This window comes from Nocardioides sp. YIM 152315 (genome assembly GCF_029210375.1).
GTDB lineage: Bacteria > Actinomycetota > Actinomycetes > Propionibacteriales > Nocardioidaceae > Nocardioides.
Genome location: NZ_JARGER010000023.1, coordinates 92,290 through 119,226, shown reverse-complemented (window position 1 = coordinate 119,226; position 26,937 = coordinate 92,290). Strand labels below are relative to the sequence as shown.

Below are 26,937 nucleotides of genomic sequence, written 5' to 3'. Positions count from 1 at the left end.
ATCGTCCCGGTGCCATCGACCCATCCCGAGACCTTCCACGATGTGGAAATTTTCTTCTACGATCTGGAACGCTATGCCGATCGCGATCGAGGGGTCAACAGTGGTCGCGGGCCGGGGAGGGGAGGGTCGACGATGACGCGAGGCGTCCCCGATGCGGTGCACGCGGGTGCGGGCGGCGGGGTGCAGTCCGTGGTCCGGGCCTTCGAGGTGCTCGAGGTGATGGCCGAGCGCGGCCCGATGCGACTGTCGAGGCTGGCGCAGCAGTCCGGGCTCCCGCTCAGCACCGTGCACCGGCTGGTCGCGACGCTCTCCGACCTCGGCTACGTGCGCGCCGACGGCAAGACCTACTCCCTCGCCCCGCGGCTGATCCACCTCGGCGAGCGGGCCAGCCGGATGTTGTCGCGGTGGTCGCTGCCCCACCTGACGAGCCTGGTCGACGAGCTGGGCGAGACGGCCAACCTCGCGATGCTCGACGGCGACCGGATCGTGTACGTCGCGCAGGTCCCCTCGCGGCACGCCATGCGGATGTTCACGGAGGTGGGTCGGCGGGTGCTGCCGCACTGCACCGCGGTCGGCAAGGCGCTGCTCGCCGGGCTCCCCGAGAGCGAGTCGCTCGCCCTGGTCCGACGTACGGGCCTCCCGGCGGCCACCAGCCAGACGCTCACGACCGAGGAGGGGCTGGCTCACGCCCTGGCCGACGTCCGGGCGCGCGGGTACGCCGTCGACGACGGTGAGCAGGAGGTCGGCGTGCGCTGCGTCGCGGTCGCGCTGACCGACTCGAACCTCCCCCTCGCGCTGTCAGTCTCAGGACCGGGGCCGCGCATGACCGCGGAGCTCGAGGAGCGCGCGGTGCCGGCCCTCGGACGGGCGGCCGCCGCCCTCGCCGCCGACCTCGCGGGCGCGTGAGCAGCTCCCGATGTCCGCTGCGACGCCGCAGAGTCGACGGCGCGCTTCTTCGACGCCCGCGTCGTCTAGGGTCGACCACATGCCGCGGGTTCTGATCGTCGAGGACGACGCCGACGTCCGCGACTGGATCGCACACTGCATGCTCAGCGACGGCCACGAGATCCGTGGCGTGCCGTCCGGTGCCACGCTGCGCCGCCTGCACCAGGAGGAGCCGGGCTACCGGCCCGACCTGGTGCTCATGGACTACGCGCTGCCCGACACCGACGGCGTCGCGCTGCTCGCCGAGATCGTCGAGCGCTGGCCCGACCTGCCGGCCGTCTTCGTCACCGTGCAGTGGACCGGGGAGATCATCGACCGGATCGAGCGGACCGGTGCCGAGCGCGTCGCCAAGCCCTTCGACCCCGACGACCTGCGGGCCGCCGCACGTCGCGCCCTCACGAAGGGACCGAGCCGCGGGTGAGCCGCGCACGGCTGCCTGACCTCGTCGCCTTCGCCGCCTACTTCGTGCTGGCGGCGCTGCTCGGCAGACAGACGGTGCTCGACGGCTCCGAGGTGGCCCTGGTGTGGCCCGCGGCGGGCGTGGCGGCCGCCTGGTTCGCGGTCACCGGGTGGCGGCGCTGGCTGGTCGTGGACGCGGTCGTGCTGTTCGTCTGCTCGGCCGGGGTCAACGCCGCGACCGGTGCGGACCTCGGCCTGGCGGCCGGCTTCGCGATCGGCACCGTCGTCCAGGCGCTCGTCTTCGGTGCTCTCCTCGGCCACTGGTGTCCGGGCATGTGGGGCTTCGGCGACGAGCCGCCCCCGGGCGTGCAGAGCGTGCGCGACCTCGGCCTCCTGGCGAGTGCGGCGTTCCTCTCCGCCGTGGCCGCCTCGCTGGTCGGGCCGACCACGATCCTGTTCCTGACCGACGGCACCTGGGACTCCCTGGCGACCTGGGTCCTGCGCAACGGGCTCGGGATCCTCGCGATCTTCCCGCTCTCGATGCTGGCCCGCAACGCGGTACGCGCCCGGGCGCGCGCCCACTCGTGGCTGGGCCGGGGCGGCACCGTGGAGGCGGGCCTGCTCGCCGTCGTGACGGCGCTCGCCACGTGGCTGGTCTTCTGGGTCAACCACGACCTGCCGGTGCCCTTCCTGCTGGTCGCGACCTGCGTGTGGGCGGGCACCCGGTTCACGCCGTGGGTCTCCGACGTCCACGCGATCCTGGTCGGGGGAGCGGCGACGATCGCGACCGTCCTCAACGAGGGCCCGTTCACGGCCGTCACCGACGTCAGCGCCCGGGAGCTGGTGTTCCAGTCCTACCTGGCGGTGATCGTCGCCCTGAACCTCACTCTCTCGGTGGCGCGCCAGGAGCTCCTCCTCGCCAACCATCGCCTCGCGCAGTCGAGAGCCGAGTCGCAGGAGCAGGCGACGATGCTCCGCACGATCCTCGACACGATGGGCGACGGCGTCAGCGTGCTGGACGTCGACGGCCGCCTCGTGCTCCGCAACCGGGCCGCGGGACAGCTCGTCGGCGACCCGCAGCTCGATGCCGGCGGCCGGGTGCCCGACCGGAGCGCCGGCTTCTTCTACGCCGACGGCACTCCGACCTCGCGCGAGGAGGGGCTCTTCGCGAAGGCGCTGGCCGGAGAGAAGGTCGAGGCCGTCGACGTCTTCGTGCGCAACCCCGCCGCCCCGGACGGCCGGATGCTCGAGATGACGATGCGACCGCTCCCCGAGACCGACCCGCCCCTCGTCGTCCTGGTCTTCCACGACGTGACCGCCGACCGGCGCGAGCGCGACGAGCTCGCGTCGTTCGCCGGTGTCGTCGCCCACGACCTGCTCAACCCCCTCACGGTCGTGGAGGGCTGGTCGGAGGCGCTGCTCGAGGCCGCACACGCCGGCACCGTCGTCCCGCCCGACCAGCAGGTCGTGCAGCTCGACCGCATCCTGCGGGCCGCCCAGCGGATGCAGCACCTGATCAGCGACCTGCTCGCCTACACCACCGCGCGCGACCTCAAGATCAAGCCCGTGCGCGTCGACCTCGGATCCGTCGCCGCGGACATCGCCCGGGCTCGCGTCGACGCCGAGCGTGTCAAGGGGTCCGCGACGCCGGCCATCACGGTCGATCCCGACCTGCCCTCGGTGCTCGCCGAGCCGGTCCTGCTGCGCCAGGTCATCGACAACCTGGTCGGCAACGCGGTCAAGTACGTCGCTCCCGACGTCACGCCCCAGGTGCGGGTCACCGCCCGGCAGGTCGCCGACGACGGTGACCGGCCGATGGTGCTGATGGAGATCAGCGACAACGGGATCGGCATCCCCGAGGACGAGCAGTCCCGGGTGTTCGACACCTTCCACCGCGCCCACGCCGACGGCGGCTACCGCGGCACCGGGCTGGGCCTCTCGATCGTCAAGCGGATCGCCGAACGGCACGGCGGCACCGCCTGGGCGGGCACCAACCCGACCACGGGTGGGACCACGATGAGCGTGACCTTCCCGGCCGCTAGGGTGAACGGCGGTCCCTTCCCACCCCCTCAGGAGCAGTGACGTGGCATCCATCGAAGCTGTCGGCGCCCGCGAGATCCTCGACTCGCGCGGCAACCCCACCGTGGAGGTCGAGGTGCTCCTCGACGACGGGGCCTTCGCGCGGGCGATGGTGCCCAGCGGTGCGTCCACCGGCGCCTTCGAGGCCGTCGAGCTGCGCGACGGGGGCGACCGCTACGCGGGCAAGGGCGTGGAGAAGGCCGTGCGCGGCGTCATCGAGACGATCGCGCCGGCGGTCGAGGGCATCGACGCCGACGACCAGCGCCTCGTCGACCAGACCATGCTCGAGCTCGACGGCACCCCCAACAAGGCCGAGCTCGGTGCCAACGCGATCCTCGGGGTCTCCCTCGCCGTCGCCCGGGCCGCCGCGGACTCCGCGGGCCTGCCGCTCTACCGCTATGTCGGCGGACCCAACGCCCACCTGCTGCCCGTGCCGATGATGAACATCCTCAACGGCGGAGCCCACGCCGACTCCAACGTCGACGTCCAGGAGTTCATGATCGCGCCGATCGGCGCCCCGACGTTCCGCGAGGCGCTGCGCTCCGGCGCCGAGGTCTACCACGCGCTCAAGTCGGTGCTGAAGAAGCAGGGACTCTCGACCGGCCTCGGCGACGAGGGCGGATTCGCACCCGACCTGGCGAGCAACCGCGCGGCGCTCGACCTCATCGCGGAAGCGGTCTCGGCCGCCGGCCTGACCCTCGGCAAGGACATCGCGCTCGCGATGGACGTCGCGGCCTCGGAGTTCCACGAGGACGGCTCCTACGCCTTCGAGGGCGGCACGAAGTCGGCCGAGGAGATGACGGCCTACTACGCCGACCTGGTGTCGGCGTACCCCATCGTCTCGATCGAGGACCCCCTCGACGAGGACGACTGGGGGGGCTGGAAGGCGATCACCGACGCGCTCGGCTCGAGGACCCAGCTCGTCGGCGACGACCTCTTCGTCACCAACGTCGAGCGGCTCCAGCGCGGCATCACCGGCGGCCAGGCCAACGCGCTGCTGGTGAAGGTCAACCAGATCGGCACGCTGACCGAGACCCTCGACTCCGTGGAGCTCGCGCACCGCAACGGGTTCCGCTGCATGATGAGCCACCGCTCGGGCGAGACCGAGGACACCACGATCGCCGATCTCGCCGTCGCGGTGAACTGCGGCCAGATCAAGACGGGCGCCCCCGCCCGCTCCGACCGGGTCGCGAAGTACAACCAGCTGCTGCGGATCGAGGACGAGCTCGGAGATGCCGCGCGCTACTCCGGCGCGTCGGCGTTCCCGCGGTACCTCGGCTGAGCGACCCTAGGAGACATGCCGCCCGAGTCCCGCCGTACGTCGTCCTCACGCGGCGCGCGACCCCGTGGCCGAACCGGACCCGGACGGGCCCAGGCGACCGCGCGCCCCGGTGGGCGGCCGGCTGCAGACCAGCCCGGGTCCGTCGGCCTGCCCGGCCGGCGTCGCCCGCGGCTGACCGGCCGCGCCGCGGTCCTCGTACTGGTGCTGTCGCTGCTGACGATCTCCTACGCATCGTCGCTGCGCGCCTACCTCGACCAGCGAGAGCACATCGACGACCTCAAGGGCCAGATCGCGCTGCGTGAGGCCGAGATCGACGACCTCGAGCGCGAGAAGCGGCGCTGGGAGGACCCGGCGTACGTGCGCCAGCAGGCCCGCGACCTCAACTACGTGATGCCGGGCGAGACGGCGTACGTCGTGCTGGACGAGGACGGTGAGCCGCTCGACGGCGAGGCGACGCTGAGCGACCCCGACGCGGTGGCCCCCCGCCAGCCCCGAGCCTGGTGGTCGACCGCGTGGCGGTCGGTCGAGGTCGCCGGCCACCCCCCGAAGCCGGAGAAGGCGCCGGCGTCGAAGATCAACGGCAGTGGTGGTTGAGGAACGCCGCCCCGGTGGTTGAGGAAGGCGCACTGGGGACGTGTCGGTGGTTGAGGAAGGCGCGCTGGCGCCTGTCTCGAAACCACCGTTGGCGTCGGGGTTGCGGTGGCTTGGAGACGGTTGCCGGCGCAACCTCCTCGACCACCAAGGTGGCACCATTGTGCGGCTCCCACGACCGCCGGTGGTCGCTGTGCGTGGGAGGATCGGGCCGTGATCGATCCCGCCGACGTGTCCGCCGTCGAGGCCCAGCTCGGCCGCGAGCCCCGCTCGATCCACGCGATCGGCCACCGCTGTCCGTGCGGCCACCCCGACGTCGTGACGACCGAGCCGCGGCTGCCCAACGGCACGCCGTTCCCGACCACGTTCTACCTCACCTGCCCGCGCGCGGCGTCGCGGATCGGCACGCTCGAGGGCTCGGGGCTGATGAAGGAGATGCAGGAGCGGCTGGGTGAGGACCCGGACCTCGCGGCGGCGTACCGGCGCGCCCACGAGACCTACCTGGACTACCGCGCGACCCTCGGGGACGTCGAGGAGATCGAGGGCATCTCGGCCGGCGGCATGCCCGATCGGGTGAAGTGCCTGCATGTGCTCGCGGGGCAGGCCCTGGCGCAGGGGCGCGGCGTGAACCCTCTCGGCGACGAGGTGCTCGACCGGCTCGGCGAGTGGTGGGAGCCGGGACCGTGCGTGTAGCAGCGATCGACTGCGGCACCAACACCGTCAAGCTGCTCATCGGCGACCTCCCCGCCGTCGACGTCCGCGAGATGCGGATGGTGCGGCTCGGACAGGACCTCGACCGCACCGGCCGGATCGCCGACGCGGCACTGGAGCGGGCGTTCGCCGCCATCGAGGAGTACGCCGCGCTGATCCGGTCGTACGACGTGCCGCCGTCGCTGGTGCGGTTCGTGGCGACGTCGGCCAGCCGGGACGCGTCGAACGCCGACGCCTTCGTGGCCGGGGTCCGCGAGCGGCTCGGTGTCGAGCCGGAGGTGGTGAGCGGCGACGTCGAGGCCGCGCTCTCGTTCGACGGAGCGGTGCGCAACCTGCGCACGCCGCCCGCGACGCCGGTGCTCGTGGTCGACATCGGCGGCGGGTCGACCGAGCTGATCCTCGGCGCGACGGCCCCGGAGTCGTCGGAGTCGATGGACATCGGCTCCGTGCGGCTGACCGAGCGGCACCTGCACTCCGACCCGCCGACCGCCGCCGAGATCGCGGCGTGCGTCGCCGACGTCGACGAGCACCTCGACGCGTGCCGGGTCGACCCCGCCGACGCGGCGACGGTCGTCGGCGTCGCCGGCACCGTGACCCAGCTCGCGGCGGTGGCGCTCGGCCTCACGGCGTACGACCGTGCGGCCGTCGACCAGCACGAGCTCCCGGTGGCCGACGTCCACGGCGTCGTCGACCGGCTGCTGGCGATGACCGCCGCCGAGCGGCGCGCGATCCCGTCGATGCACCCCGGCCGGGCCGACGTGATCGGCGCGGGCGCGCTGATCCTCGACCGGGTGCTGCGCCGCGCGGGTGCCGACTCGCTGCTCGTCTCCGACTCCGACATCCTCGACGGGATCGCCTGGTCGGTGGCCGAACGGGAATAGTCCCTGACGTCTTCGGGGTCCCGAGCGTCCGGAGACCCCGAAAACGTCAGGGACTCTCCCATTTGCGGGTTTGTCCGACCGCCCCGCGGGCACGGGGCGCCCATGGAGAAGGTCCACCGGTGACGGCACACTGACCCGGTGAGCCACGTCCCGCCCGGCACCGGTTGGCCCGGGGATCCCGCGACCGCCGAGACCCCGGTGGCGCGTACACCGGCGCAGGTGCGCCGCCTCGCCCGGGCCGCGGCGCGCGAGGGCATCGAGGGCGTCGAGGAGCTCGACGCGCGGGTCTCGGTGTGTCGCGCCTGTCCGCGACTGGTCCGCTGGCGCGAGGAGGTCGCGGACGTCAAGCGCGCGTCGTTCGCCCACGAGACGTACTGGGGCCGGCCGGTGCCGGGCTGGGGACCGCCGACCGCCCGCATCCTGATCGTCGGACTCGCGCCGGCCGCGAACGGCGCCAACCGCACCGGACGGATCTTCACCGGCGACCGCAGCGGAGACTGGCTCTTCGCGAGCCTGCACCGGGTCGGGCTGGCGCGACTGCCGACCAGCGCGTACGCCGACGACGGCCAGGAGCTGATCGACACCCGGATGGTCGCGACCGTGCGGTGCGCGCCGCCGCAGAACAAGCCGACCGTCGCCGAGCGCGACACCTGCGCCCCGTGGATCGAGGCGGAGCTCGGGATGCTCGTCGACCACGTGCGGGTCGTCGTGGCGCTCGGCGGGTTCGGGTGGGACGCCGCGCTGCGCTCGTACGCCGGGCTCGGCTGGGGCGTGGCGCGGCCACGCCCGCGGTTCGGCCACGGAGCCGAGGCGCGCCTCGTCGGCCCCGGCGACGCGGACGGGCCGCGCGAGGTGACGCTGCTCGGCTGCTACCACCCGAGCCAGCAGAACACCTTCACCGGCCGACTCACCGAGCAGATGCTCGACGACGTCCTCGGGCGTGCCGCCACCCTGGCATCGCTACGCTGACACCCATGCGCGCGTCGTTCTCGGGGGTGCACGTGAGGATGTCCTCGGGGTGAGGATCCCCCGCCTCCCTGCCCAGGTCCGTGGCCAATGGGGGTCGACGGCCGACACCGCCATGGCCGTCGCCGCGACGGCATGCCTGGCGGCCACGACGTACTCGGTGCTGCGCTACCGCCAGGCGCGTCGCGCCGCCTCCACGCACCGCGCGGTCGACCGGGCGCTGGCCGAGACGACCGAGCGCTACCGGACCCTCTTCGAGTACCACCCGGACGGGGTCTTCTCGCTCAGCCTCGACGGTCGGTTCACCAGCGCCAACGAGGTCTCGGCGCGGCTGAGCGGCTACACCGAGGACGAGCTGTGCCGGATGAGCTTCACCGACCTGCTGCCGGACGACCAGGTCGAGGCGGTCGGCCGCAGCTGGGACGACGTCGTGGCGCGCCGGCCGCGGCACCTCGAGGCGACCATCCGGCACAAGGACGGGCACCGCGTCGACCTGAGCCTCACCGGGCTGCCGATCGTGGTCGACGACGAGATCGTCGGGGTCTACGGCATCGCCGAGGACATCACGCGGCGCAACCGGATGCAGCGGGAGGTCGAGCAGGCGCGGGCGGACGCCGAGGAGGCCAACCGGGCCAAGTCGCTCTTCCTCGCCACGATGAGCCACGAGGTGCGTACGCCGCTGACGAGCGTGATCGCCGCGTCAGAGATGCTCGACGACACCGAGCTCGACGACGTGCAGCGCCGGCTCACCGACACGCTGCACCGTTCCGGGGTGCGGCTGCTGCGGCTCGTCGACGACATCCTCGACTTCTCCCGGATCGAGGCCGGCCGCACCCAGCTCGAGGCGGTCCCCTTCGACGTCGCCGCCCTGCTCGAGGAGGCGCTCGCCCCGAGCCGCCGGGCGGCTGCCGAGCGCGGGCTCGCCTTCGAGACGGCGTACGCCGAGCTCCCGGCCCGCCTGGTCGGCGACCCGGTGCGCATCGCGCAGGTGGTCACGAACCTGCTCGACAACGCCGTGAAGTTCACCGAAGCCGGCAGCGTCCGGTTGGTCGCGCGCGCCAAGGACGCCGACCGTGGCCTCGACCTGCACCTCGAGGTCGCCGACACCGGCATCGGCATGACGCCGGAGCAGGTGCGCACGGTCTTCGAGCCGTTCCGTCAGGCCGACTCCTCGATCACCCGCCGCTACGGCGGCACCGGCCTCGGCCTCGCGATCTGCCGTCAGCTCATCGAGCAGATGGACGGGACGTTCGACGTCGACAGCACCCCCGGCTCCGGCACGACGTTCACGGTGCGGCTGCCGCTCGGGCTGGCAGACTAACGCCGCTCGGGGACGCCCCCGTATCCCAACCGGCAGAGGAAGCCGCCTTAAAAGCGGCGCAGTCTGGGTTCGAGTCCCAGCGGGGGCACCAGTCTGAACCGCTCCGGTGTAGCCATCTAGTCGGCCATCGTGCCACAGAACTACACCGGAGTCACCGTGCAGAGACCGTTCCGAAGCCGCCACAGCAGCTGTCGCCGTACCCCCTACCTCGTTCAGCTCCTTCCCGCCGCGGCGCTCGTCGCGACGTGTGGCGTCCTCGCCCACGCGACCGCCACCGCACCGGCACCCCAGCCCGCCAGTGCCGATGCCCACGCCGACCGCTACGTCCCCGGCGCCGACCGTCTCGCCGCGATGACGAAGGCCGGCGCGTGCTGGGGCAACGACGGGCACACGCACCCCTACCCGTCGCGCGTGTGGGTCGTTGCTCCCTATGGCGGCTCGGGCGACGTCAAGTACGTGCTGCGGGGTCAGGCGGCGGTCGACGCGATCCTGACGTCGGGCGACTACGGGAGGGCGGTGCGTTTCTGTGAGTGAGCAGATGGGCGAGGGCGAGCAGCACCCGACCCAGCGGCCGGCCACGCCCAGTGACCCGCCGTGCTCGTGCGGAATGCCGGCAGTGGTCGTATTCCTGACCCCGAAGTTCGGCCCCGTGTCGTGGTGCGGGGTGAACCGATGACCCTCCGCCACCGCCTCGCCCTGTGGCTGAACCGCATCACTCGGCGGTGGCTGCGATGAGTCAGCCCATCGGCTACACCCACCGCCACGACACCGGCCTGCGCGGGATGCTGGCGCGCTGGTGGCTGCGACGACGCACGCGGCGGGTACGGCGGACACTGGGGCGCGTCCGGAAATGACGAAACCGCCCCCACCACCTCGGCATGAGGCGGCGGGGGCGGTGCGCGTTGGAGCGAGCGTCAGACGACGCTGACCTTCTGGTTCGTGCAGGCGAGCAGGATGACCTCGGGCGAGTCGTCGACCTTGACCCACATCCAGTAGGTGCCGGCGGTCGTGTCGCTGTCGACGAGCAGCTTGACCGTCGCGGTGGAGCCGTCGATCGTCACGTCGTCCGGTGCTCCCCAGCTCTCGGGCGGCGTCTCGCGCGACGCTGACAGGCCGACCGTGAACGTGGCACCGGTCAGGTCGGCGCCGTTCTTCTCGGCGACCGTCGCCGTGAGGTACTCGGTCTCCCCGGCGGTGGCGCGGATGGTGATCATGGCGTCTCCAGTCGTGCGGTGAGTCGGGGCGGGTTGAGCGTGACGGCGTGACGTGCTCCGGCGAGTGTCGCTGCGAGGCGCGGGGGCTCGAGGGCGGCGGTCACGGTGAGGTCGCGCTGGTGCTCGGGGTTGCCGCCGCCTCCGGTTGCGGTCGCTGTGGCCGCAGCGGTCGACCCACCGCGCCGGAGGGTCGTGCCGTCTCCGGTGCCACTGGCGACGACGGTGATGGAGCCACCGCCGAACCGGACCGCGTAGCCTGCCCCGGTCGCTGTCGCAGTGGCGTGGGCTGTGGAGCCGCCTCGCCCGGGGATGACGGCGTGACCGGCACCGGTCGCCGTGGCGGTCGCCGTGGCAGGAGAGCCACCGTGCCCGACCTTGACTCCGGAGCCGGTGACGTCGGAGACAGCGAGGGCGGGTGCTCCGGCGGTGATGACCTTCCGGCCGCCGCCCGATGCTCCTGCAGTCGCGGTCGCCGTCGAGCCTCCGCGGCCCTGGGTGACCGCGTGCCCTCCGCCGCTCGTCGTGACGGTGGCCGCCGCGGCACTGCCGCCCGATGCGCGCTTGTGACCCGCGCCGGTCGAGCTCGCGGTGCCCGTGACCGCCGACCCGCCGATGTGGACCGGATGGCCGGCGCCCGCTGCGGTGGCTGTGGCGGTGACCGTGGACCCGTCGCCGTGGAGTGCGCGTCCACCGCCGGTCGCCGTAGCCGCTGCCGGGACGACCGAGCCACCGCCGACGACCTTGGAGCCGCCACCGCTCGCCGACGCCACGGCGGTGACGTCGCCGCCACCGCTGCTCTGCTTGCGCCCGTCGCCGGATGCGGTCGCGGTCGCGGTGACCGTGGAGCCGCCCGAGTGGGACTCCTCGCCGCCGCCGCTGGTGCCGGCGAGCAGCACGGTGGAGACCGACACCCTCGCACCCGAGGAGTTGGGCGCGGTCGCGGTCTGGGTGCCGAGCGCGACACCAGCCGCGACCGGCCTGTGGGCGTAGGCCATGGCGCCGTAGCCGCCGTTGCCGTGGTCGGCGTCCTCGGTCCACCCGGCGGGCATCGTGACGCCGGCGGTGCCCTCGGGTGCGTTGTCGAAGTAGGCCCACTCGCTCACGGCGAGGCCGCCGTTGGTGTCGGCGGCGGGGATGGACCCGGACACTAGGGACTGGGAGTAGGTCGCGGAGGCGTTGACGACTTGCGCGGTGACCCCGGAGCAGTCCTTGGCGCAGTAGGCGGCGAGGTTGCCGAAGTCGCCGTTCGTGGTGGTCGCGGTGATCGTCTTGTCGCCGGCCGCGGTCACCTGCGCCCAGAAGGTCCGGACGCCGCAGCCGGTCGAGGTGAAGTTCGGCGTCTTCGTGCCCTCGGTCCACGTCCCGACCCCGGTCACCGCGGCGGGCGCGGAGATGTTGTCGGGCTCGTAGTCCTCGGAGACGAAGACGACCAGCCAGTCGCCGACCTGACAGCCGGTGAGGGTGACCGACAGGGCTCCGGTGAGGGTGTCGAAGGACTGGAAGTCGCGGATCGACGGGTCGGTCACGACAGCCCCCTCGGGTGCGGTTCGGTCAGGTCTAGGGGCAGGGCGTGAAGGGCTTCCCGCCGAGGAGGTTCCCGTCCTGCGTGGGCGGGCGGGAGTTGGGCTCCTGGTGGTAGCAGGTGCCCCAGTGGATGTCGCCGTCGAACCGGTTGCCGGACAGGACCGTGTTGCCGTCGTTGGCGTGGCCCCACATCGTCGACCACGCGCCGCCGGTCAGCCAGTTCCGCGTGACCGAGACGCCCGAGTAGCCGCCGTTGGCGTCCTCGAAGTACACCGCCGCGTTGAGCTGCGACACGTAGGAGCCGAGGTCGAAGTGGTTGCAGTCCACGACCACGTTCGACGCGCCCCGGACCTGCAGCCCGTCGTAGTGCGCACCGCCGGACGGTCGCGGGTCGTGGATCCAGTTCCCTCGGATGGTCGCGCCCGTGATGTAGGTGCCGGAGTCGCTGGTGATCGTGAGCGAGTCGCCGTCGTCGACGCCGCCGAGGTCGCTGTACTCGACCGTCATGCCGGCGCCGGACGACGTCGCGACCCCGGGGCCGGTCAGGTGGCTGATCGTCGTGTTCTTCGCGCGCTGCACGAAGACGCCGCCGGTCGCTGCGACGTTGCGGATGGTCACGTTGTCGGCGCGGACCACGAGCGTGCCGTTGACCCGGACGCCCTTGACGACGGTGCCCGCCTTGGTGATCGGGTTCGGCCCGGAGTACGCCGCGAGCGTGCCCGTCGCGCCCGTGTTGGACGGGCCGGGCTTCACGCAGTCGCCGGGCACCTCGGTCGGCTCCTCGGTGGGCGGCGGGGTGCTGGTCGGCTCCTCGCTGGGCGTCGGACTCGGCTCCTCGCTGGGCGTCGACTCGGTGCTCGGCTCGGGCGTGACGGTGACCGTCTCGGCGGGTGGCCTCGGGACCGTGCACACGACCGTGATCCGCTGCCCGGCCTCGACGTCCTGGACCTTCGGGTGCTTCGTGCACGTGGCGGTCTGCTGCGGTTCGTCGTCTCCAGCCACGGCAGCGACGAACAGGCCGCCGACGGCGGTCGCGGCGAGGACGGAGAGGCCAGCGACGACGGTTGCCGGGGTCTTCATCAGTTCACGTCGTAGTTGGTCGAAGCGGCTTCGAGCACGTACTGGCCGGCGCCCGCGTAGGTCTCCGCCGTGAGCGCGGCACCGCCGTAGGACGTGCCGCCGGTGAGCGCGTCGTAGCCGACCCAGCCGTCGACGGTCGCGCCTGCGGGGACCTCGAAGGTCTCGTCGGCGGCGATGTTCTGGGCGCCTGCGGTGGCGGTGCCCCAGGTGACGGCCTGGCGGGCGTAGGAGCCGCCGGTCAGCTCGGTGCCGCCGTCGGTGAGCGCGATGTGGGTGACCTGGGTGGTGATGCCCTCGACTGCGGCGTTGAGGGCGGCGTTGGTGAGGGCCATGGTGGTGCTCCCTTGCTGGTGTCGGGTCAGTCGAAGTCGGCGAGGTGGTCGTCGCCGATGCGTGCGAGGTGGCTGCCGAGGTAGGCGCCGAGTGCGCAGAGGCCAACGCCGGTCGCGGCGGCGGCAGCGGTGAGGAGCCACCCGAGGAGGCCCTCGTCGAAGCGCAGGGCAGCCATGGCGCTAGTGCTTCGATCGGGCCGCGGCGCGGGCGGTGGCGTTGAGCTGCTTGGTGACCTGCTCTGCGATGCCAGCGTTGGTCCGGTTCAGCTCCTCGACCTGCTTGGTGAGCTTCTGCATGTCGGGCATGTCCGTGAGGACCGGGGCCGGGTCGGCGGTGTTGGCGGCGGCGACGAGGCCGAGGGCGGTGCCGAGGTAGCCGAAGACGCCGAACGCGACGAGGAGCCACGCGGGCTGGTCGACGTGAGCCGTGGCGAAGCCGACCTGAGTGGCGCCGAACGCGACGCCCAGGGTGGCGTATCCGGCGTAGATCGCGGTGCGGACCTTCTTGGGCAGCATGGTCAGCGGGTTCATCGGTGCTCCTTGCGCTTGCGGGGTCGGATGGTGCCGGTGATGCCGATCGGGCGGTGGTCGGAGGCGGCCGTCTTGGCGAGGATGCGGACCTTGACGCCACGGACACGTCGGGTCAGCGGCCAGTCGATGAGGCGCTTCCCGTGGGTGCCGCCGATCGGGGGCGGGCTGACCTGCTTCATCCCGGGCCATGCGGCGTGCGTGTGCTCGCGGACCCACGGCTTGTGCGCGTCGAGGTTCCAGTCGGCGACGAGCAGCTCGGCGTCAGGGCGATGGTCGCGTCGCCACTCGCGCACCAGTCGCCGCCACGTCTGCGAGGTGTCGCGGTACTGACGGGCGCGCGCGGACGACCATGCTGCCTCGACGCCTGACGGGGTGTGCGTCACCGAGACCAGGAGGGTCCGGCCGGTCGAGACGTGCTCGAGGAGCGCGAGGACCGCGACCTGGCCCTTGCGCATCCCGTCGAGGTCGCGGGCCAGCAGGTAGTAGCCCACGCGCCGGACCCGCCAGACGCCGTCGCGGAACAGGACCGCCGACTCGCCCCAGTCGCCACCGCCGCCGTGCCGCAGCGCGAGGAAGCCGGGGACGTCGCGGAGTGCCTTGCCGCGCTTGGGTCGGTCGACCTCGGTGACGGTGATGATGTCGGCCGACACCGCCGCATCACGGAGTTGGCGCCGCAGCAGCCACGCGGGTCGGTTGTAGCGGCCGGAGAGGTGGGCGAGGCGGACCGTCGCGCGGCGCTTGGGCACGTCAGCGCTTCTTGATCGAGAGCAGCGACTTGAGCGCGGTCCGGATCTTGCCGCGCCGGACCGGGTGGCCCTTCGCGTTGGCGAACGCCTTGCGGCCCACGCGGATCATGTTCCCGATGCGCCGCGGTCGCCGCTTCGGCTCCGGCTTGCGCTCCGGCTTCGGGGGCAGCGGGACCAGCACGCCGTCGCACGTCTCGGACCAGCCCGCGTAGGTGAGCCCCCACGCACGCTCGGGCCAATCGAGCGGCACCGTGGCGACACGGCCCCGCCCGCCCGCGTCGGTGGACCGGATCATTCCGTTGCCCAGGGACACGGCGCGGTGGCCGTTGTCAGCGGAGCCGCCGAGGTAGGACACCGGGACGCCGCGCGGAGGGTTGCGGTCGAAGTGACGGTGCCGGATGGGCTCGGACTTCCACCCGTCCTCGGCGTCCGCCGCGCCGTCGCCGTCGAGGTCACCAACTGACGCGACACCGAAGATTTCGCGTGTCCACTTCTGGCAGGTGTTCGGGACGTTGGAGGTGGCGGCCTCGGCTCGGCGGGCGGCCTCTTCGCGGTCGAACATGGGGGCTCCTTTGGGCAGGCGGGAAGGGGGTTGGCACGCCGCCGAGGGGTCGAACCTCGCTGGGCCGGTGTTGGAGACCGGCCCGCTCCCGGAGCGCGACGCAGGACAGCCGCTCCAAGCCGGGACGGTCGTCCCGATGTGGTCACTTGGTTACGGCTGGATCAGGGGTAGAGCCCCGGCACCGGGACGTCACGGCACCGGCACAGCACGCCCGGGATGACCTCGGCGTCGCAGCGCATCACGTGCTCGTCGTGCTGGCAGCGGTCACAGGGCATCAGGCGGCTGAGCGTCCCGGTGTGCTCGGCGGGACGCTCGTCGGCCATGGCTCAGGAGCGCCGAGGTGGACGGAGCCGGGTCACGAGCCAACCGAGGAACATCAGCCACGCACCCACGGCGATCAACGCGAGCACCGTCAGCGCCAGCCACGTCGGCACGAACCCCGGCCACCGGTAGCCCATCAGGCTCAGGTCCAGTAGCGCCGCCAGCGCGACCGAGGACACCATCAGCCCCCAGCCGACGAACGAGCGCCACCACTGGGCGGTGATGCCGTAGCAGATCGGGAACAGCGTCGCGGGAATCGCCGCGATGGTGACCAGCAGCACGGCCCAGGCGTTGGCGCTCATCGTGCCCCCCGATAGATGCTCTCGATGTTCTCGCGGAAGTGGTTCCGCTCGCGGTGGTAGTCCATGACGGCGACCGCACGATGCACGAGCGGCCACCTGGAGCGCGTCTCCTGCAACTCCCGCTCGGCGCGCTCCACGTTCTCCGCGTCCTCCCTGCTGTGTCCCCACGGCCACTTCACGACGGGTCCCGGGGTGCGGTCTCGGCGGCCTCGTGCAACGCACTGAGGACGGCGTTCACGGTCGGGACGGCGGAGTTGAGCAGTACGCCGTTCTGTTCGATGAGCGCCGCGATCCGCTCGTCCTTCTTGTCGAGCTGCTGCTGGAGCGCGTCGAGGCGCTTGTGCCAGACGAGGCGGTCGGTGAGCACGAGCAGCACCACGAACGCCAGCAGCGTGGACTGACCGACGCCGACGATCGGCAGACCCTCGATCATCGCGTCCCCTCCATCAGTCGTCCCCGCACAGATCGCCGACCGTGAGCCGGACCAGCGCGGTCATCTGCCTCGTCAGCGCCCTCACCTGCGCGAGCGTCTGTGCGGCGGTAGGCGCATCGAGGTCGAGGAAGACGCGGTTGCCGGCGACCGCATCCCGCGCCTGCTCGACCAGCGCCGCCCGGTCCGCCACGACCGCCGCCTCAGCAGCCCGGGCGTCGGCGGCGGCGTTCTCGTCGTCGGTGTACGGCCGCGACTCCCACGGTTCGGCGGTGAAGTCCCACACCAGCCGCGCCTCGTCATCGGCCCACGACGTGCGGTCACCAGCGGGCCATGCGTCGTCGGGAACCGTCGCCGGGGTCGTCACTCGACCGCCACCTTCAACACGTCGGCGAGGTTCCGCGGCGCCTGGTCGACGATCGACAGGCTGATCCGGTCCGACCCGTCCGTGTAGGTGCTGCGGCCGAGCACGACGTCCTGCGACATGCCGAGCGTGTACGCCCGCGACCCGTCCACCACGCCCGCGAGACGGACCATCTGCCCGGCCTGCACCTGGTTCAGTGGCGCTGGGACACCGCCGGGGGTGACGATCTGCCCGTAGGTCAGGTCGAGCCCCTCCGACCAGCCCATCCGCGCGCCGGAGCGCAGAAAGATGCCGGTGATGATGGAGATGGCCTTCGCGGCGGTGATGACGCCGAGGTCTTCGAGCTCGACCTGCACGCCGCGGCGACCGAAGTAGTCGGCGGCGTCGTCGGATCCCACGGTTCGCACGTCGTACACCGGGCCCGAGGTGCCGTAGGAGGTGATGAACCGGCCGGTGATGTGGGTGTAGAACTCGTCCTCGGCGGGCTGGAGTCCACGACCGGCGACCGCATGCGGGACGTGCCACATCGGGGCGGTCGGGTCGGCCTTGACCTCGACGCGGCCGTAGTTGTCGACCCCCCACCGCATCCCGGCCTCGGCGGTGTACCCGTCGAGCAACTGTTCGAGGGTGAGTTCTCCGTTGGCGGTGGTGATCCATCCGGTGCTGGAGATCGACGCCGGCCGGGTGAAGGTGACGTCGCCTCGGCTGATGGCGCCGTCGATGGCGGAGTTTGGGGTGGTGGTGAACCCGCCGGCCGCGGTCAGACAGGGGGAGTGTCGCGTCTGCTGCCACAGCCCGTTGACGACCATCTCGCCGTTCTCGCCGGGCTCCTGCAATCGCCCGAAGCCGATGGGGACACCGCCGTCGTAGATCGTCACCGGAGCGTTCGCGCGCAGCGACGGGTGGTGGAATCGCGGGTCCATCTCCCAGGTGGCGGAGTCGAAGCCGTGGGGCCACGTGTGGGTGACGGTGACCGGGGAGAATCCTCCGATGGCGCGCAGCCAGAGCCCGTCGACCTTCGGGTGGAACATCAGACGTTCCTCATCAGATGTTCCCAGCGTGGGTATGCCAGCGCGGATAGTGCTCCAGCGACACGGCCGCGTCGGTCACCCCCGACGTGACGGTGAAGATCATCGTGCCCTCTGGGTCGAACTCGTGGCTGACCTGGTCGCACAGCACGTTCCCGGAGGCGGGCGTGTGGGAGTCGGACCAGTCGGCGGAGTAGCCGCAGTCGAGGCTGCCGTAGGGCTCCTCCAGCGACGGCGCGGCGACACGGAGACGGTTCGCCGACCCACCGAGGCCCGCGGTGCCGGTGAAGTTGTCGACCACCGTCAGGGTCCCGCGCTCCATCGCGAACAGCCACGCCTCGTCGACCACCGCAGTCGAGTCGCCGCCGAGGCCGATGCGGAGGATGCCACCGACGCCCGTCTTCGTGGGCGGCGCCGTGAACCGGCCCAGCGGCACGAGGATCCACTGGTTGGCGGGGAACGTGACCGTGGTGATGCCGGAGTGCGCGTTGCCGAGGAAGCCCTCATGGCCGGGGAACGTCGAGGACGCCGCCCACGCGATGTTCACGACCGCCGCCGTGGAACGCTTCATCCGCGCCCACAGTTGGGTGTCGCCGAACGGGATCGCCGAGACGGGGACCTCGAACAGCGTGACCGGCGACATGATGTTGTAGGCCCCGGAGACCAGAGTCGTGTCGGTCGTCACGGTGTCGGAGGACGCGAGCCACTGCCGCAGCGGGGGCGTGTAGCCGCCCTCGATGGGGTGGGAGAACACGATGGTGTGCCCGAGGCCGTCGGTGTCGTGCTGCACGAGCACGGTGCCGTGCGCGGGGACCGAGCCGCCGGGGAAGATGGTCGCGACCTTCTGGCGAGTGGTGCCCGATGACGGGAGGGTCGCCGCCTTCTGCACCTTGTCGATCTGCAACGTCGCACTGCCGGTCGAGCGGACGTGGGTCACGAAGAACGAGAAGCTGCTGACGGTCGACGAGGCGGCCGGCACCTGATACCACGACCGCGTGAATCCAGCCGTGGTCCCCGGTTCGCGACGGACCTCGGGAAGCAGCGCGCCCTCTCCATCGACCGTGACGCCCATCAGCGGCGGATTGGGTGCCTTCGACGTGGCCCAGTCGTTGGAGAGGTAGGGCGTGTCCGACACGTCGATGTCGGCGGTGCGGCGCAGGTTCGCACCGCCGAGCCCCGACCCGACATCGATGTCCGGGTCGTAGGTGTTCGTCACCGCGCCGGAGGAGACCGACAGCGCGCCCGTCGCCGGGATCTCGACGGCCCAGTTGGTCGCCGAGGACCCGTTGTCCACCACCGTCGGCGCCGCGCCCACCACCGCGGGCGTGATGATCTTCGACACTGATCGGCCATGCGGAAGCGCCTGCAACGACACCAAGTACGACCGCTCGACCCACCGCTCCCGGAAGTCGTCCATCCGGTGGTCGAACTGCGACCACACGACCTCGAACACCGTCGGCGCCGCGTTCGGGATCGGCGGCTGCCAGATCAGCTCCGCGGGACGACCCGACACCAGTTGCAGCGCCTTCTCCGCCGCCGACAGCCCGTTCGGACCCGACGCACGCACTGTCAAAGCCACCGACGGCAGCCGGTTGTCGTCGCGCAGATGACGCACCCGCGCGCCGTTGGTCAGCATCGACGTCAGCACCTCGACCACCGGCACCGGGTTGCCCCACTGCGTATCCGGGGCCAGCACGTCGAACTCGTAGGTCTCACCCGACAGCGCATCCGTGTGCACCACCGTCACGCCGTCCTCGACGAACACCAACGGCGTACCACCGGGCACACCCAGCGACAGGCCGTGGACCGGGGTCGTCACGAACGTCATCGGTGGAACCCCCCGGGTCGCTTCGGCTTGCCACGTGCCGCGCTCTTCGCCGTCGAGTTCAGCTCCTCGCCGAGACCACGACCGGCCGCCTCACCCGCAGCCACCGCGCCGTCGAGGATCACCGTCTGGAAGCGGCTCAACTCCGCCGCCAACGTCTGGTTCTGCGCCACCAGCGCCGACACCTGCTCGGCCAGCCCGGACACCTGCACCGCGACGTCGCCGAACTGGTCCGCAGCCGAGGCACGGCCAGCGAACGCCAACTCGCGCGACTCGATCCCCGCCGCGTCGAGACCACCGAACGACTGGATCAGCGCGAGGTTCCCCGACTGCGCCAGCGCCGTCGCGAGCGGACCGTCGAGACCGTTCGCTGCCGCAGCCTGCAACGCTGCGGTGGCGGTGCCGTAGTTGGCGGTGTCCCTGCCGATGGTCCGGTCGAACGCGGCGAGGCTGCCACCGAAGGCGTCGCTCATGAACGACCCCGCCGCACCCTCACGGATGGAGTCGATCTGCGAGGTCAGGTCCGAGATCTTCTCGGCGTTCTCGGTGTACCGGTACGTCAGCAGCGACGACTTGAGCGCGAGGTCGTCGAAGTTCTTCCCGACGCTCCCGCCCGCGTCACGGATCTGGTCACGGAACGCCGCCAGCGACTCCCGCACCGACCCCGCCGCCTGCGCGCCGGCCGACAGCTCGATCGGCAGGCCGTCGGTCAGCGACAGACCAGCCTTCGCCTCGCCGATCGCCTGCTTTGCCTCGCGCGCCTCCTGACGGGCGGTGCGCTCGGCCTCCTTGCGCTCCCGCTTCTCACGGTTCTGCGCGTTCCGGAGCTCGACGTGCGCGGCCTTGAGCTGCAGCTCGAGGTACGCGCGCTCCATGCCGCGCACCTTCGGATCACCCTTGTGCTTGCCCTCCTTGACCGTCGCACGGAGTTGCTTCGCGAGGTCACGGATCGTCTGCAACGCGGAGGCGACTGCGAGGCGGTCGTCGAGGGTGCCCTGGGGTGCGATGCCCGCAGTGCCGCCGTCAGCCATTCGGCCCGCGTTGATCGCCTTGAGCAGCGAGCGGTGCCGGTCCGCCTGCCCGTACCGGTTGGAGATGACCTCCTCACCGTCCGCGAGGAGGTAAAGGTGGCGGTCGGCGTAGGGCAGACCCGTCTTCGGGACCGTGGCTCCGTCGGCACCGGCACCGTCGGGGTTACCGGGCAGCGCGTTCGGCCGGTTGGCGGTGTTGATCTGGTTGACGTAGTAGTCGGTGCGGATCGAACGCGGGATGGAGTCGAGCTCCGCCTTGATGCGGCGGATCGCAGCGAGCGCCTGAGCGTTGTCGACCTCGGCCTTCTTCTTCGGCACCGTCAGGTTGATGTAGTCGCGGATCGCCTGCCGCCCCGCACGCCACGCACGGTTCGCGCGGGCGAGCTCGGTGTCGGTGGCGTTCGCGAGCTGCTTCATCCGCAGCGCGCCAGCCGGACCCGCCTCCTTGAGCGACTTGATGAGGCCCTGGTCGAGACCACGCTTCGCCGCGCGCGCCGCGTTCTGCCCGAACGCCTCCAGCGCCGCAGCCTGATCCTCGAGCTGCTTGAGCCAGTCGCCCAGCGAGACCTTCGCGTCATCGAGGGAGTCGCCGAGGGAGATGAAGCCCTTCGCGGTCTCGCGTGCCGACCCGCGGGCCGCGCGCATCTTGAGCTGCTGCTGCTCGAACGCGACGCCCGTCCGGTTCGACGCCGCCGCCACGCGACGCTGAGCCGCGACCGTCGAGTCCGTGTCGGTGGCGAGATCCTTGAGCGTCTTGGAGAGCTCGGCGCCCTCCTTGCGCTGCTTGAACATCTCGACGTCGACACCGCTGGGGGTGTCGACGTTCGCGAACCGCTCCAACTCGGAGTTGACCTCGTTGAGCGCGTCCTTGTTGCCCAGCGCTGCCTGAGTGACGACGTTGAGGTTGAGCCCCAGTCCCTCGGCGGTCTTGAGGAGGCCCTCGTCTTCGAGGTACTTCGCCGCCGCCGCCTCACTGCTCGCGGTCAGCGCACCCGTCTGCTCGTTCAGCGAAGCGGTCAGCGCAGCCACGTACCCCGCCGAGTCCCGGTTCGCGTCGCCGAACGTCGTGACGAGACCGATCGCGCCACCAATCGCAGCGCCCCATGGGCCACCGACCGCGAGGCCGGTCAGCGCACCGCCCGCGATCGCCTCGAACTGCCGCAGCCCGTCGTTCGTCTCGTGCAGCGACGTGAGGAACAGGCCCATGCCCGCCGCGCCGCCCAGCGTGCGGGCGACGCCGCTGAATCGCTGCATCGCGGTCGCCGCGCGGTTCGGAGACGTGCGCAGATCGAGGAACGCCTGATTGAGCGAAGACAGGCCGGGACCGAGGACCGACACGGCCCGGTTCAGCGCGAGGAAGCCCGCGGCGGCGGTGAACAGCGGCGGGCCGATGGGCGAGGCGGAGATCGCCGCGATGATGTCGAGGAAGTCGGACAGGATCGGCAGCAGCGCCTGCCCGAACGGAGCCGCCGCCTGGACGATGCCGACCAGCGCCATGCTCAGCGAACCGAGGAAGTCCAGTGCCTCCGGACCCGCCTCGCGGAGATAGGCAACGAAGTCCTGGAATCCCTGCGTCTCGTCGACCGCGCGCGACCACTCCGCGAACCGCTCCGTCAGGTCGACGAGGCCGTTGGAGAACGACGTCGACAGCGGGTCGAATGCCACGACCAGGTTCGCCAGTCCCTCGACCACGTTCCCGGTCGCGACAGAGAAGGCGCGCAGGGTCGGGGCGGCGTCGGTCTCCAAGTAGTCGAGGAACTCGCTGAACCGGGGGCCGGCCAGCGCCTCGCCACCCGATGCGGCGAGGTCGCCGACCTCGCGGGAGATGTTCGCGATGATCCGCTGGACCTGTGGACCCTCCGTCAGGAGCGCGTCGATGCCCTCCTCGAAGCCGGGCAGCACACCCGCGCGGGCGGTGTTCTGCAACGCCTTGAGCTCCGGCTCGATGCGGTCGAGGTAGCGAACGAAGTGCTCACCGGACGGCCCGAGCTTGTCGAGCTCCTCGCGCAGCGCCTTGAGGTTGTCGGTCGTGGGCTCGAGCTGGAAGTCGTTGAGTGCTTCGAGCGCGTCGCCGACGCCGTTGACCGCCAGTAGGGTCGCACCGAGCGCGCCGCCAGCAGCGAGCAGGCCGGAGGTCAGCCCTGCCAGCGCCGTGATGGACGCACCACCGAGGGGGATCAGCGCCGGTCCGAGGACGGTCGCCGCCTCGGTGATGAGGCGGAGGCGGCCCGAGTAGCGGTCGATCGACTTGTCGGCGCGCGTGAAGACGGTCGCCTGACGGTCCACCGAGTCACTGACTCGGTCCGTGTTGCGCGCCGTCTTGACGGACGTGCCGGAGAGGTGGTCCAGCTCCTTCGCGAGGAGTCGGGTGATCGCCGCGTCCTTCGCCATCCCGGACGTGAAGCCGGAGTCCTCGAGCTCGAGGATGACCCTTTCGCGACGATCGGCCACCACGCCACCGCCTCTCGGGTCTACAGTCGATTCATGTCAGCGAAGGAAGAGGCGCGCGGAGCCGTGTCCGCGATGCTCTGGAGTGGCCTCGGGCTGCTGCTGGTCGGACTCGCTATCGCGACCGCCACATGGCCCCATGTCGACCTCTCGGGCGATCGAGGGAGTTGGGTCCTGTCCGCGTGCGGGCTGGGAACAGCCGCAGTCGGTCAGACCCTCGTTCTCGTCGCCGTGATCGCCTACGGCGTCCGCTACGGCCTCGCGATGGTCGGAAGCCGGGAGACCCCTACGCCCACCCGATCCACGCCGGTCCGCCAGCGGAAGTCCCTCTCGGACGTGGAGCCACTGGGCGACGCCTGAGTGCTACTTGCGTGGCTTGCGGTTCGCCTCATGTGCCATGACCTCCGCCGGCGTCAGCAGCCGCAGGTACGACGTGCGTCCGTCGCTCGGCAGGTGAGCCTCGGGTGCGGCCTTCGCAGCCGCGTCGCCCTCGGCCTTGTTCCGCGCCCGCATCGCCGGAGCCGTGTCCGCACAGATCGGGCAGCGACGGTCCTCGATCTTGAACAGCGGGTCCTCGTCGGCGATCGACGAGTGGAACCCGCAGCCGGAGCAGACGTCGGCGCGGTACCGGGCCAGTGCCAGCATTCGTCGCCGCTGCACGTCATCCCACTCGGTCTCGCGGGTGACGACCGTCCAGCCGGTCAGATTCCCGTCGGCGTCGAAGTGCTCGTGTCGCTCGGCGGGTTCCCATCCGAGGACTCGCTTCTCGCTGACTCCGACTCGCTCGGCGAGCTCGAGGACTGCACGCTCTCGAGGAAGGCGGACAAGTCGCTCAGCGATTTTCCCAGGTCATCACCGTTCTCGTACAGGTCGATGACGATCTTCGCGATGTCCTTCTTGACCGGGCGCGGGACGTTCAGCGCGTCGAAGTCGCCCTCGCCGAGCGGCTCGCTCTCCCAGGAGACGACGTACCGAGCGACGTCCGCGATCAGGTCGTCGGAGTTGCACCAGCCGCCGACGATGAAGGCGTCCTCGCGGAACCCGGGCTCACCCTGCGGACGGGCGGGGTGGGCAATGCGCCACTGTGCCCAGTCGCCGTCATCGCGGGTCGCCTCGACGATGACCTCGCCCTCGTACTCGCCGATGATCTGGAGGAGCTCGGCCATCCGGGCGCGGATCTCCGTCACGCGCTCCGGAACACCGTCCGAGCCCGTCTTGCGAGGGGTGGCCGCAGCGACCGCCAGGCGCTTGTCGTGCTCGGCGGTCAACCGGTCCAGCTCGATCTCGTACTTGCGGCCCTCGCCGACGATGATCTTGAGCGGCCGGCGCGGACGACCGGCCGACTTCTCGGCGCGCAGGTCGGCAACGCTCTTCGCCATGACTACTCCTGCCGTGGTGCCGTGGAGACCCCGCCGCCAGCCACGGCAACCGGCGGCGGGGCGTGTGGGGATCAGGCCGCAGCGATCTCGTGGTCCTCGGCGATCGGCTCGCCGCCCTTGACGATCAGCGACTGCGTGACCGACTTCTCGTCGAACTCGCCGTCACCCGTCTGACCCTTGCGACGCACGCCGCACTCCATGAGGTAGATGTCGGCGACGTCGTCGGCCACGACGGCGCTGATGTCGCCATCCACGCCGTCGAGGACCACGACGGTCACCGTCGAGCCCGGCACCAGCGCCTCGTAGACCTCGTTGCCGTCCGAGCCCGTGGTCGCGACGAGCTGCGGCATGTAGGAGTACTGCGCGTCCACGGCCGGGTAGGTCACCTGACCGAGCTGGGTCGGCGAGAAGATGCTGCCGAGCTTCCGCGGACCCTCGCCCGTGTTCTGGTTCGGGGTGACGTTGAAGTCGCCGTAGAAGTGCAGCGATCCGAAGACGCCTGCGTTGACCTCGGTGAGGACCGGGATGCCGGTCGTGGCGGCGGGCGCGGTCGTGAGGATCACGACCGACTTCTGGCCGAGGCTCTTGGCGGTCGGCGGGTTGGCGAGAGGCATCTCACTGCTCCTTCGAAGGCTGGTTGTTGTCGGACTGCTCGGCCGACTCGGCGGCCTTCTTCGCCGCGGGCGGGTTGCTCGCGTGCGTCTTCGGGGCGGCCTTCTTGCTGGCCGCGCGGCTCTCCTGCTGCTCCTTGAGAGCGCGGGCGAGGTAGGGGTTCATGGCTCCTCCTAGAGCGTCAGACAGTGAACGTGTACGTAGACGAAGCCGAGAACCACGCCCCGGTCGTCAACAGGTCGCCGTCGGGTGCCACGGCGTCACCGGACTCGAACTGGATCGGCGTCGACCTGTAGGCACCGACCGTGACCCGCACGCCACGCAGCGCCGCGTCGTGGAGCCGCTGCATCTCGCGCGCGTTGTCGGCCGTCTGCCCGAGAGCCTTGACGACGACCCGCACCGACCGTGTGCCGATCTGGCCCGTCATGCGCCGCACACCGCCGAACCGGTCCGCGACCGTGAACTGGTTGCAGTCGGTGGTCGGCGCCTGGTCGAGGTCGGTCGGGACAGCGTTCGCGGCGGTCAGCAGTGCCTCGACGGCATCGAAGTGCTCCTGGAGCGATGGGAATGTCATCGGAAGCCCGCGCTCCGGAACAGGCCCTCGGCCATGTCGCCGGTGTCGTCGGCGAAGTCGGGGCCGACGATGTCCGCGGAGTTCGGCAGGTCGAGGTTGGTGCCGCTGCGGAACCCGACGCCCACGAAGTCCGTCTTCGGGATGCCCTCGGGCCCGTACTCGGCGGTCAACGGGCCGGTCATCTCCGACGTGAGCCTCTTGTACCAGTCCTTGCCGTGCGGACCGGCCTTCTCGCGAGCGAACCGCCGCGCGATGGTGTTGCCGCGCTGGGCGTTCCACTCCACGACCTGCGGCGCGCGAGTGGCGAACGAGACCGGGATCTGGGCGAGGTCGTTGGCGAGGTCACCGATGCCGTGGGTCACCCTGACGCGCATCGCAGCCTCCAGATCAACCGTCGAATGAGACCTGCGTGTTGCGCGACAGGCTGCGAGCAGACGAGGCAGCGCCAATTCCAGTAGTCCGGGCCGGGTGCTGGGGCGTGGTCGATGATCACGGCGCTGGCACCTCCACCACGTCCAGTCGTCGCGCAGTCGCAAACGACTTCGCGGGCACGTCCACGACGCGCCATCGACGACCCAGCAGCGACGGATCCGACGACGCGCCCACCGCCGTGCAAGCGAACTCCCAGCCCACCGCCGGGACCGGCGCAGACAACGGGATGTGCAGACCGCCCTCGACCACCGGACGCTCGACACCGCCGACCGTCTCCGTGCGCGTGTTCGTGTCACCCTGACGCGACCGGCCAGCGACCTTGCCCGGCGTCGTGTACTGCGCCAACCAGACCTGCTTGTCGAGGTTGCCGACCTTCGTCCAGGTGTAGGCGTAGGCGGTGAAGGTGTCGAGCATCAGGGCCTCGGCGCGGGCACGCATCGCACCCAGCCGCGCGACCGCCCTCACGACGTCTCCACGACCGCCACGCCGCCGGAGAAGCGGGCGCGAAGCCAGTTGCGGGTCACCTCGGGGATGAACAGCGGCGACACCTGACCGGCAGCCTCGTCGGTGTAGGACTCGGCGGCGTCGTCGATCCGGACCGACTTGAGGCCGGCGGTCGACCCGCCGCCCGTCTCGCGGTGCTGCAACCACGCGATCGCGAGGTCGACGCACATCTCGGCGATGTCGTCGGGCACGGCGCCGAGGCCGAACGTCGCGGTCACGGTGACGTCGACAGGCTCGCAGGCCCAGCCGCAGCGCCGCCACAGGCCGTTGCCTACGTTGCGGTAGTCGGTCACGGCAGTCCCGTCGATGGTCACGGCCGTCACGTCGCGCACCGGACCGGGGAGGGCCAGCAGCCGACCCGACGGGGCCGGGACCGTGACGGTGCCGGTCGTCTCACCGATCGCGCAGCCCGCCGCATCACGGATCGCCGACGACGCCACCGCGAGAGCACGGTCCGCGTCGGCCGAGTCGACCCACGCATCGGGGAGATCGGCGACGGAAGCCAGCGGATCGAGCGCCATCG

35 protein-coding genes and 1 tRNA gene are annotated in these 26,937 nt (G+C 71.3%); 12 read left to right on the top strand and 24 right to left on the bottom strand.

The genetic code is table 11. The annotated features are described in order from the left end of the window. The first annotated feature begins 132 nt into the window (after window positions 1-132). From PZ894_RS07640 to PZ894_RS07590, 11 genes are all read left to right on the top strand, one after another. On the top strand, window positions 133-906 hold the full coding sequence (locus tag PZ894_RS07640; RefSeq protein WP_275743898.1) for an IclR family transcriptional regulator: 774 nt from the start codon (window positions 133-135) through the stop codon (window positions 904-906). A gap of 79 nt (window positions 907-985) precedes the next feature. Continuing rightward, entirely contained in the window at window positions 986-1,366 is a 381-nt protein-coding gene (locus PZ894_RS07635; RefSeq protein WP_275743897.1) for a response regulator, read from the top strand. After that, window positions 1,363-3,426, top strand: a complete 2,064-nt coding sequence (locus PZ894_RS07630; protein ID WP_275743896.1) for an ATP-binding protein — start codon at window positions 1,363-1,365, stop codon at window positions 3,424-3,426. Before PZ894_RS07635 ends, PZ894_RS07630 begins: the two co-directional genes overlap by 4 nt. A gap of 1 nt (window position 3,427) precedes the next feature. Further along, the gene (gene eno / locus PZ894_RS07625; protein ID WP_275743895.1) at window positions 3,428-4,705 is read left to right on the top strand and encodes a phosphopyruvate hydratase; all 1,278 of its coding nucleotides are present in this window, start codon (window positions 3,428-3,430) and stop codon (window positions 4,703-4,705) included. Window positions 4,706-4,720: 15 nt separating this feature from the next. Continuing rightward, a complete protein-coding gene (locus PZ894_RS07620) occupies window positions 4,721-5,299 on the top strand; it encodes a septum formation initiator family protein (protein ID WP_275743894.1) in 579 nt (192 codons plus the stop codon). Window positions 5,300-5,509: 210 nt separating this feature from the next. Beyond that, complete coding sequence (locus PZ894_RS07615) at window positions 5,510-5,989, top strand: DUF501 domain-containing protein (protein ID WP_275743893.1); 480 nt, start codon at window positions 5,510-5,512, stop codon at window positions 5,987-5,989. After that, a complete protein-coding gene (locus PZ894_RS07610) occupies window positions 5,980-6,888 on the top strand; it encodes a Ppx/GppA phosphatase family protein (RefSeq protein WP_275743892.1) in 909 nt (302 codons plus the stop codon). Before PZ894_RS07615 ends, PZ894_RS07610 begins: the two co-directional genes overlap by 10 nt. A 138-nt stretch (window positions 6,889-7,026) precedes the next feature. Further along, window positions 7,027-7,857, top strand: coding sequence for a uracil-DNA glycosylase (locus tag PZ894_RS07605; protein WP_275743891.1), 831 nt, complete (start codon window positions 7,027-7,029; stop codon window positions 7,855-7,857). Window positions 7,858-7,906: 49 nt separating this feature from the next. Further along, window positions 7,907-9,175, top strand: a complete 1,269-nt coding sequence (locus PZ894_RS07600) for an ATP-binding protein (RefSeq protein WP_275743890.1) — start codon at window positions 7,907-7,909, stop codon at window positions 9,173-9,175. A gap of 14 nt (window positions 9,176-9,189) precedes the next feature. Further along, window positions 9,190-9,266: transfer RNA gene (locus PZ894_RS07595), tRNA-Leu, on the top strand. Window positions 9,267-9,331: 65 nt separating this feature from the next. After that, window positions 9,332-9,709 carry a hypothetical protein gene (locus PZ894_RS07590; protein ID WP_275743889.1) on the top strand — a complete coding sequence of 126 codons (378 nt, stop codon included), beginning with the start codon at window positions 9,332-9,334 and terminating at the stop codon, window positions 9,707-9,709. A 380-nt stretch (window positions 9,710-10,089) separates the two neighbouring features. On the opposite strand, the gene PZ894_RS07585 is transcribed toward PZ894_RS07590, so the two are convergent. The 16 genes from PZ894_RS07585 to PZ894_RS07510 form a co-directional block, all read right to left on the bottom strand. Continuing rightward, entirely contained in the window at window positions 10,090-10,389 is a 300-nt protein-coding gene (locus PZ894_RS07585) for a hypothetical protein (protein WP_275743888.1), read from the bottom strand. Then, window positions 10,386-11,915, bottom strand: a complete 1,530-nt coding sequence (locus tag PZ894_RS07580) for a hypothetical protein (protein ID WP_275743887.1) — start codon at window positions 11,913-11,915, stop codon at window positions 10,386-10,388. The genes PZ894_RS07585 and PZ894_RS07580 overlap by 4 nt, the downstream gene beginning before the upstream one ends. A gap of 31 nt (window positions 11,916-11,946) precedes the next feature. After that, window positions 11,947-12,993, bottom strand: coding sequence for a right-handed parallel beta-helix repeat-containing protein (locus PZ894_RS07575; RefSeq protein WP_275743886.1), 1,047 nt, complete (start codon window positions 12,991-12,993; stop codon window positions 11,947-11,949). Further along, window positions 12,993-13,325, bottom strand: coding sequence for a hypothetical protein (locus PZ894_RS07570; RefSeq protein ID WP_275743885.1), 333 nt, complete (start codon window positions 13,323-13,325; stop codon window positions 12,993-12,995). Before PZ894_RS07570 ends, PZ894_RS07575 begins: the two co-directional genes overlap by 1 nt. Before the next feature lie 26 nt (window positions 13,326-13,351). Next, window positions 13,352-13,501, bottom strand: coding sequence for a hypothetical protein (locus tag PZ894_RS07565; RefSeq protein WP_275743884.1), 150 nt, complete (start codon window positions 13,499-13,501; stop codon window positions 13,352-13,354). Window positions 13,502-13,505: 4 nt separating this feature from the next. Further along, a complete protein-coding gene (locus PZ894_RS07560; protein WP_275743883.1) occupies window positions 13,506-13,856 on the bottom strand; it encodes a hypothetical protein in 351 nt (116 codons plus the stop codon). Next, complete coding sequence (locus PZ894_RS07555) at window positions 13,853-14,602, bottom strand: hypothetical protein (protein WP_275743882.1); 750 nt, start codon at window positions 14,600-14,602, stop codon at window positions 13,853-13,855. Before PZ894_RS07555 ends, PZ894_RS07560 begins: the two co-directional genes overlap by 4 nt. A gap of 1 nt (window position 14,603) precedes the next feature. After that, window positions 14,604-15,164, bottom strand: coding sequence for a hypothetical protein (locus PZ894_RS07550; RefSeq protein WP_275743881.1), 561 nt, complete (start codon window positions 15,162-15,164; stop codon window positions 14,604-14,606). A 161-nt stretch (window positions 15,165-15,325) separates the two neighbouring features. Then, entirely contained in the window at window positions 15,326-15,487 is a 162-nt protein-coding gene (locus PZ894_RS07545) for a hypothetical protein (protein ID WP_275743880.1), read from the bottom strand. Between the two features lie 3 nt (window positions 15,488-15,490). Beyond that, entirely contained in the window at window positions 15,491-15,787 is a 297-nt protein-coding gene (locus PZ894_RS07540) for a hypothetical protein (RefSeq protein WP_275743879.1), read from the bottom strand. Next, on the bottom strand, window positions 15,784-15,966 hold the full coding sequence (locus tag PZ894_RS07535) for a hypothetical protein (RefSeq protein ID WP_275743878.1): 183 nt from the start codon (window positions 15,964-15,966) through the stop codon (window positions 15,784-15,786). The genes PZ894_RS07540 and PZ894_RS07535 overlap by 4 nt, the downstream gene beginning before the upstream one ends. Next, complete coding sequence (locus PZ894_RS07530; protein WP_275743877.1) at window positions 15,963-16,220, bottom strand: hypothetical protein; 258 nt, start codon at window positions 16,218-16,220, stop codon at window positions 15,963-15,965. The genes PZ894_RS07535 and PZ894_RS07530 overlap by 4 nt, the downstream gene beginning before the upstream one ends. Window positions 16,221-16,233: 13 nt before the next feature. After that, window positions 16,234-16,584, bottom strand: a complete 351-nt coding sequence (locus PZ894_RS07525) for a hypothetical protein (RefSeq protein WP_275743876.1) — start codon at window positions 16,582-16,584, stop codon at window positions 16,234-16,236. After that, entirely contained in the window at window positions 16,581-17,612 is a 1,032-nt protein-coding gene (locus PZ894_RS07520) for a hypothetical protein (RefSeq protein ID WP_275743875.1), read from the bottom strand. Before PZ894_RS07520 ends, PZ894_RS07525 begins: the two co-directional genes overlap by 4 nt. A gap of 13 nt (window positions 17,613-17,625) precedes the next feature. Beyond that, complete coding sequence (locus PZ894_RS07515; protein WP_275743874.1) at window positions 17,626-19,437, bottom strand: hypothetical protein; 1,812 nt, start codon at window positions 19,435-19,437, stop codon at window positions 17,626-17,628. Further along, a complete protein-coding gene (locus PZ894_RS07510; protein ID WP_275743873.1) occupies window positions 19,434-22,916 on the bottom strand; it encodes a hypothetical protein in 3,483 nt (1,160 codons plus the stop codon). Before PZ894_RS07510 ends, PZ894_RS07515 begins: the two co-directional genes overlap by 4 nt. Before the next feature lie 33 nt (window positions 22,917-22,949). On the opposite strand from PZ894_RS07510, the gene PZ894_RS07505 reads away from it, so the two are divergent. Then, entirely contained in the window at window positions 22,950-23,273 is a 324-nt protein-coding gene (locus PZ894_RS07505; protein ID WP_275743872.1) for a hypothetical protein, read from the top strand. Window positions 23,274-23,276: 3 nt separating this feature from the next. Here PZ894_RS07505 and PZ894_RS07500 read toward each other — a convergent pair whose 3' ends face one another. The 8 genes from PZ894_RS07500 to PZ894_RS07465 form a co-directional block, all read right to left on the bottom strand. Further along, the gene (locus PZ894_RS07500) at window positions 23,277-23,573 is read right to left on the bottom strand and encodes a hypothetical protein (RefSeq protein ID WP_275743871.1); all 297 of its coding nucleotides are present in this window, start codon (window positions 23,571-23,573) and stop codon (window positions 23,277-23,279) included. Between the two features lie 41 nt (window positions 23,574-23,614). Continuing rightward, window positions 23,615-24,292 carry a hypothetical protein gene (locus tag PZ894_RS07495; RefSeq protein WP_275743870.1) on the bottom strand — a complete coding sequence of 226 codons (678 nt, stop codon included), beginning with the start codon at window positions 24,290-24,292 and terminating at the stop codon, window positions 23,615-23,617. A gap of 71 nt (window positions 24,293-24,363) precedes the next feature. Then, a complete protein-coding gene (locus PZ894_RS07490) occupies window positions 24,364-24,906 on the bottom strand; it encodes a hypothetical protein (RefSeq protein ID WP_275743869.1) in 543 nt (180 codons plus the stop codon). A 1-nt stretch (window position 24,907) separates the two neighbouring features. Then, window positions 24,908-25,069 carry a hypothetical protein gene (locus PZ894_RS07485; RefSeq protein ID WP_275743868.1) on the bottom strand — a complete coding sequence of 54 codons (162 nt, stop codon included), beginning with the start codon at window positions 25,067-25,069 and terminating at the stop codon, window positions 24,908-24,910. A 16-nt stretch (window positions 25,070-25,085) separates the two neighbouring features. Beyond that, window positions 25,086-25,478 carry a hypothetical protein gene (locus tag PZ894_RS07480; RefSeq protein WP_275743867.1) on the bottom strand — a complete coding sequence of 131 codons (393 nt, stop codon included), beginning with the start codon at window positions 25,476-25,478 and terminating at the stop codon, window positions 25,086-25,088. Further along, complete coding sequence (locus PZ894_RS07475) at window positions 25,475-25,852, bottom strand: hypothetical protein (RefSeq protein WP_275743866.1); 378 nt, start codon at window positions 25,850-25,852, stop codon at window positions 25,475-25,477. The genes PZ894_RS07480 and PZ894_RS07475 overlap by 4 nt, the downstream gene beginning before the upstream one ends. A gap of 115 nt (window positions 25,853-25,967) precedes the next feature. After that, window positions 25,968-26,348, bottom strand: coding sequence for a DUF6093 family protein (locus PZ894_RS07470; RefSeq protein WP_275743936.1), 381 nt, complete (start codon window positions 26,346-26,348; stop codon window positions 25,968-25,970). Window positions 26,349-26,371: 23 nt separating this feature from the next. Next, a complete protein-coding gene (locus tag PZ894_RS07465; RefSeq protein WP_275743865.1) occupies window positions 26,372-26,935 on the bottom strand; it encodes a hypothetical protein in 564 nt (187 codons plus the stop codon). Window positions 26,936-26,937 lie beyond the last annotated feature (2 nt).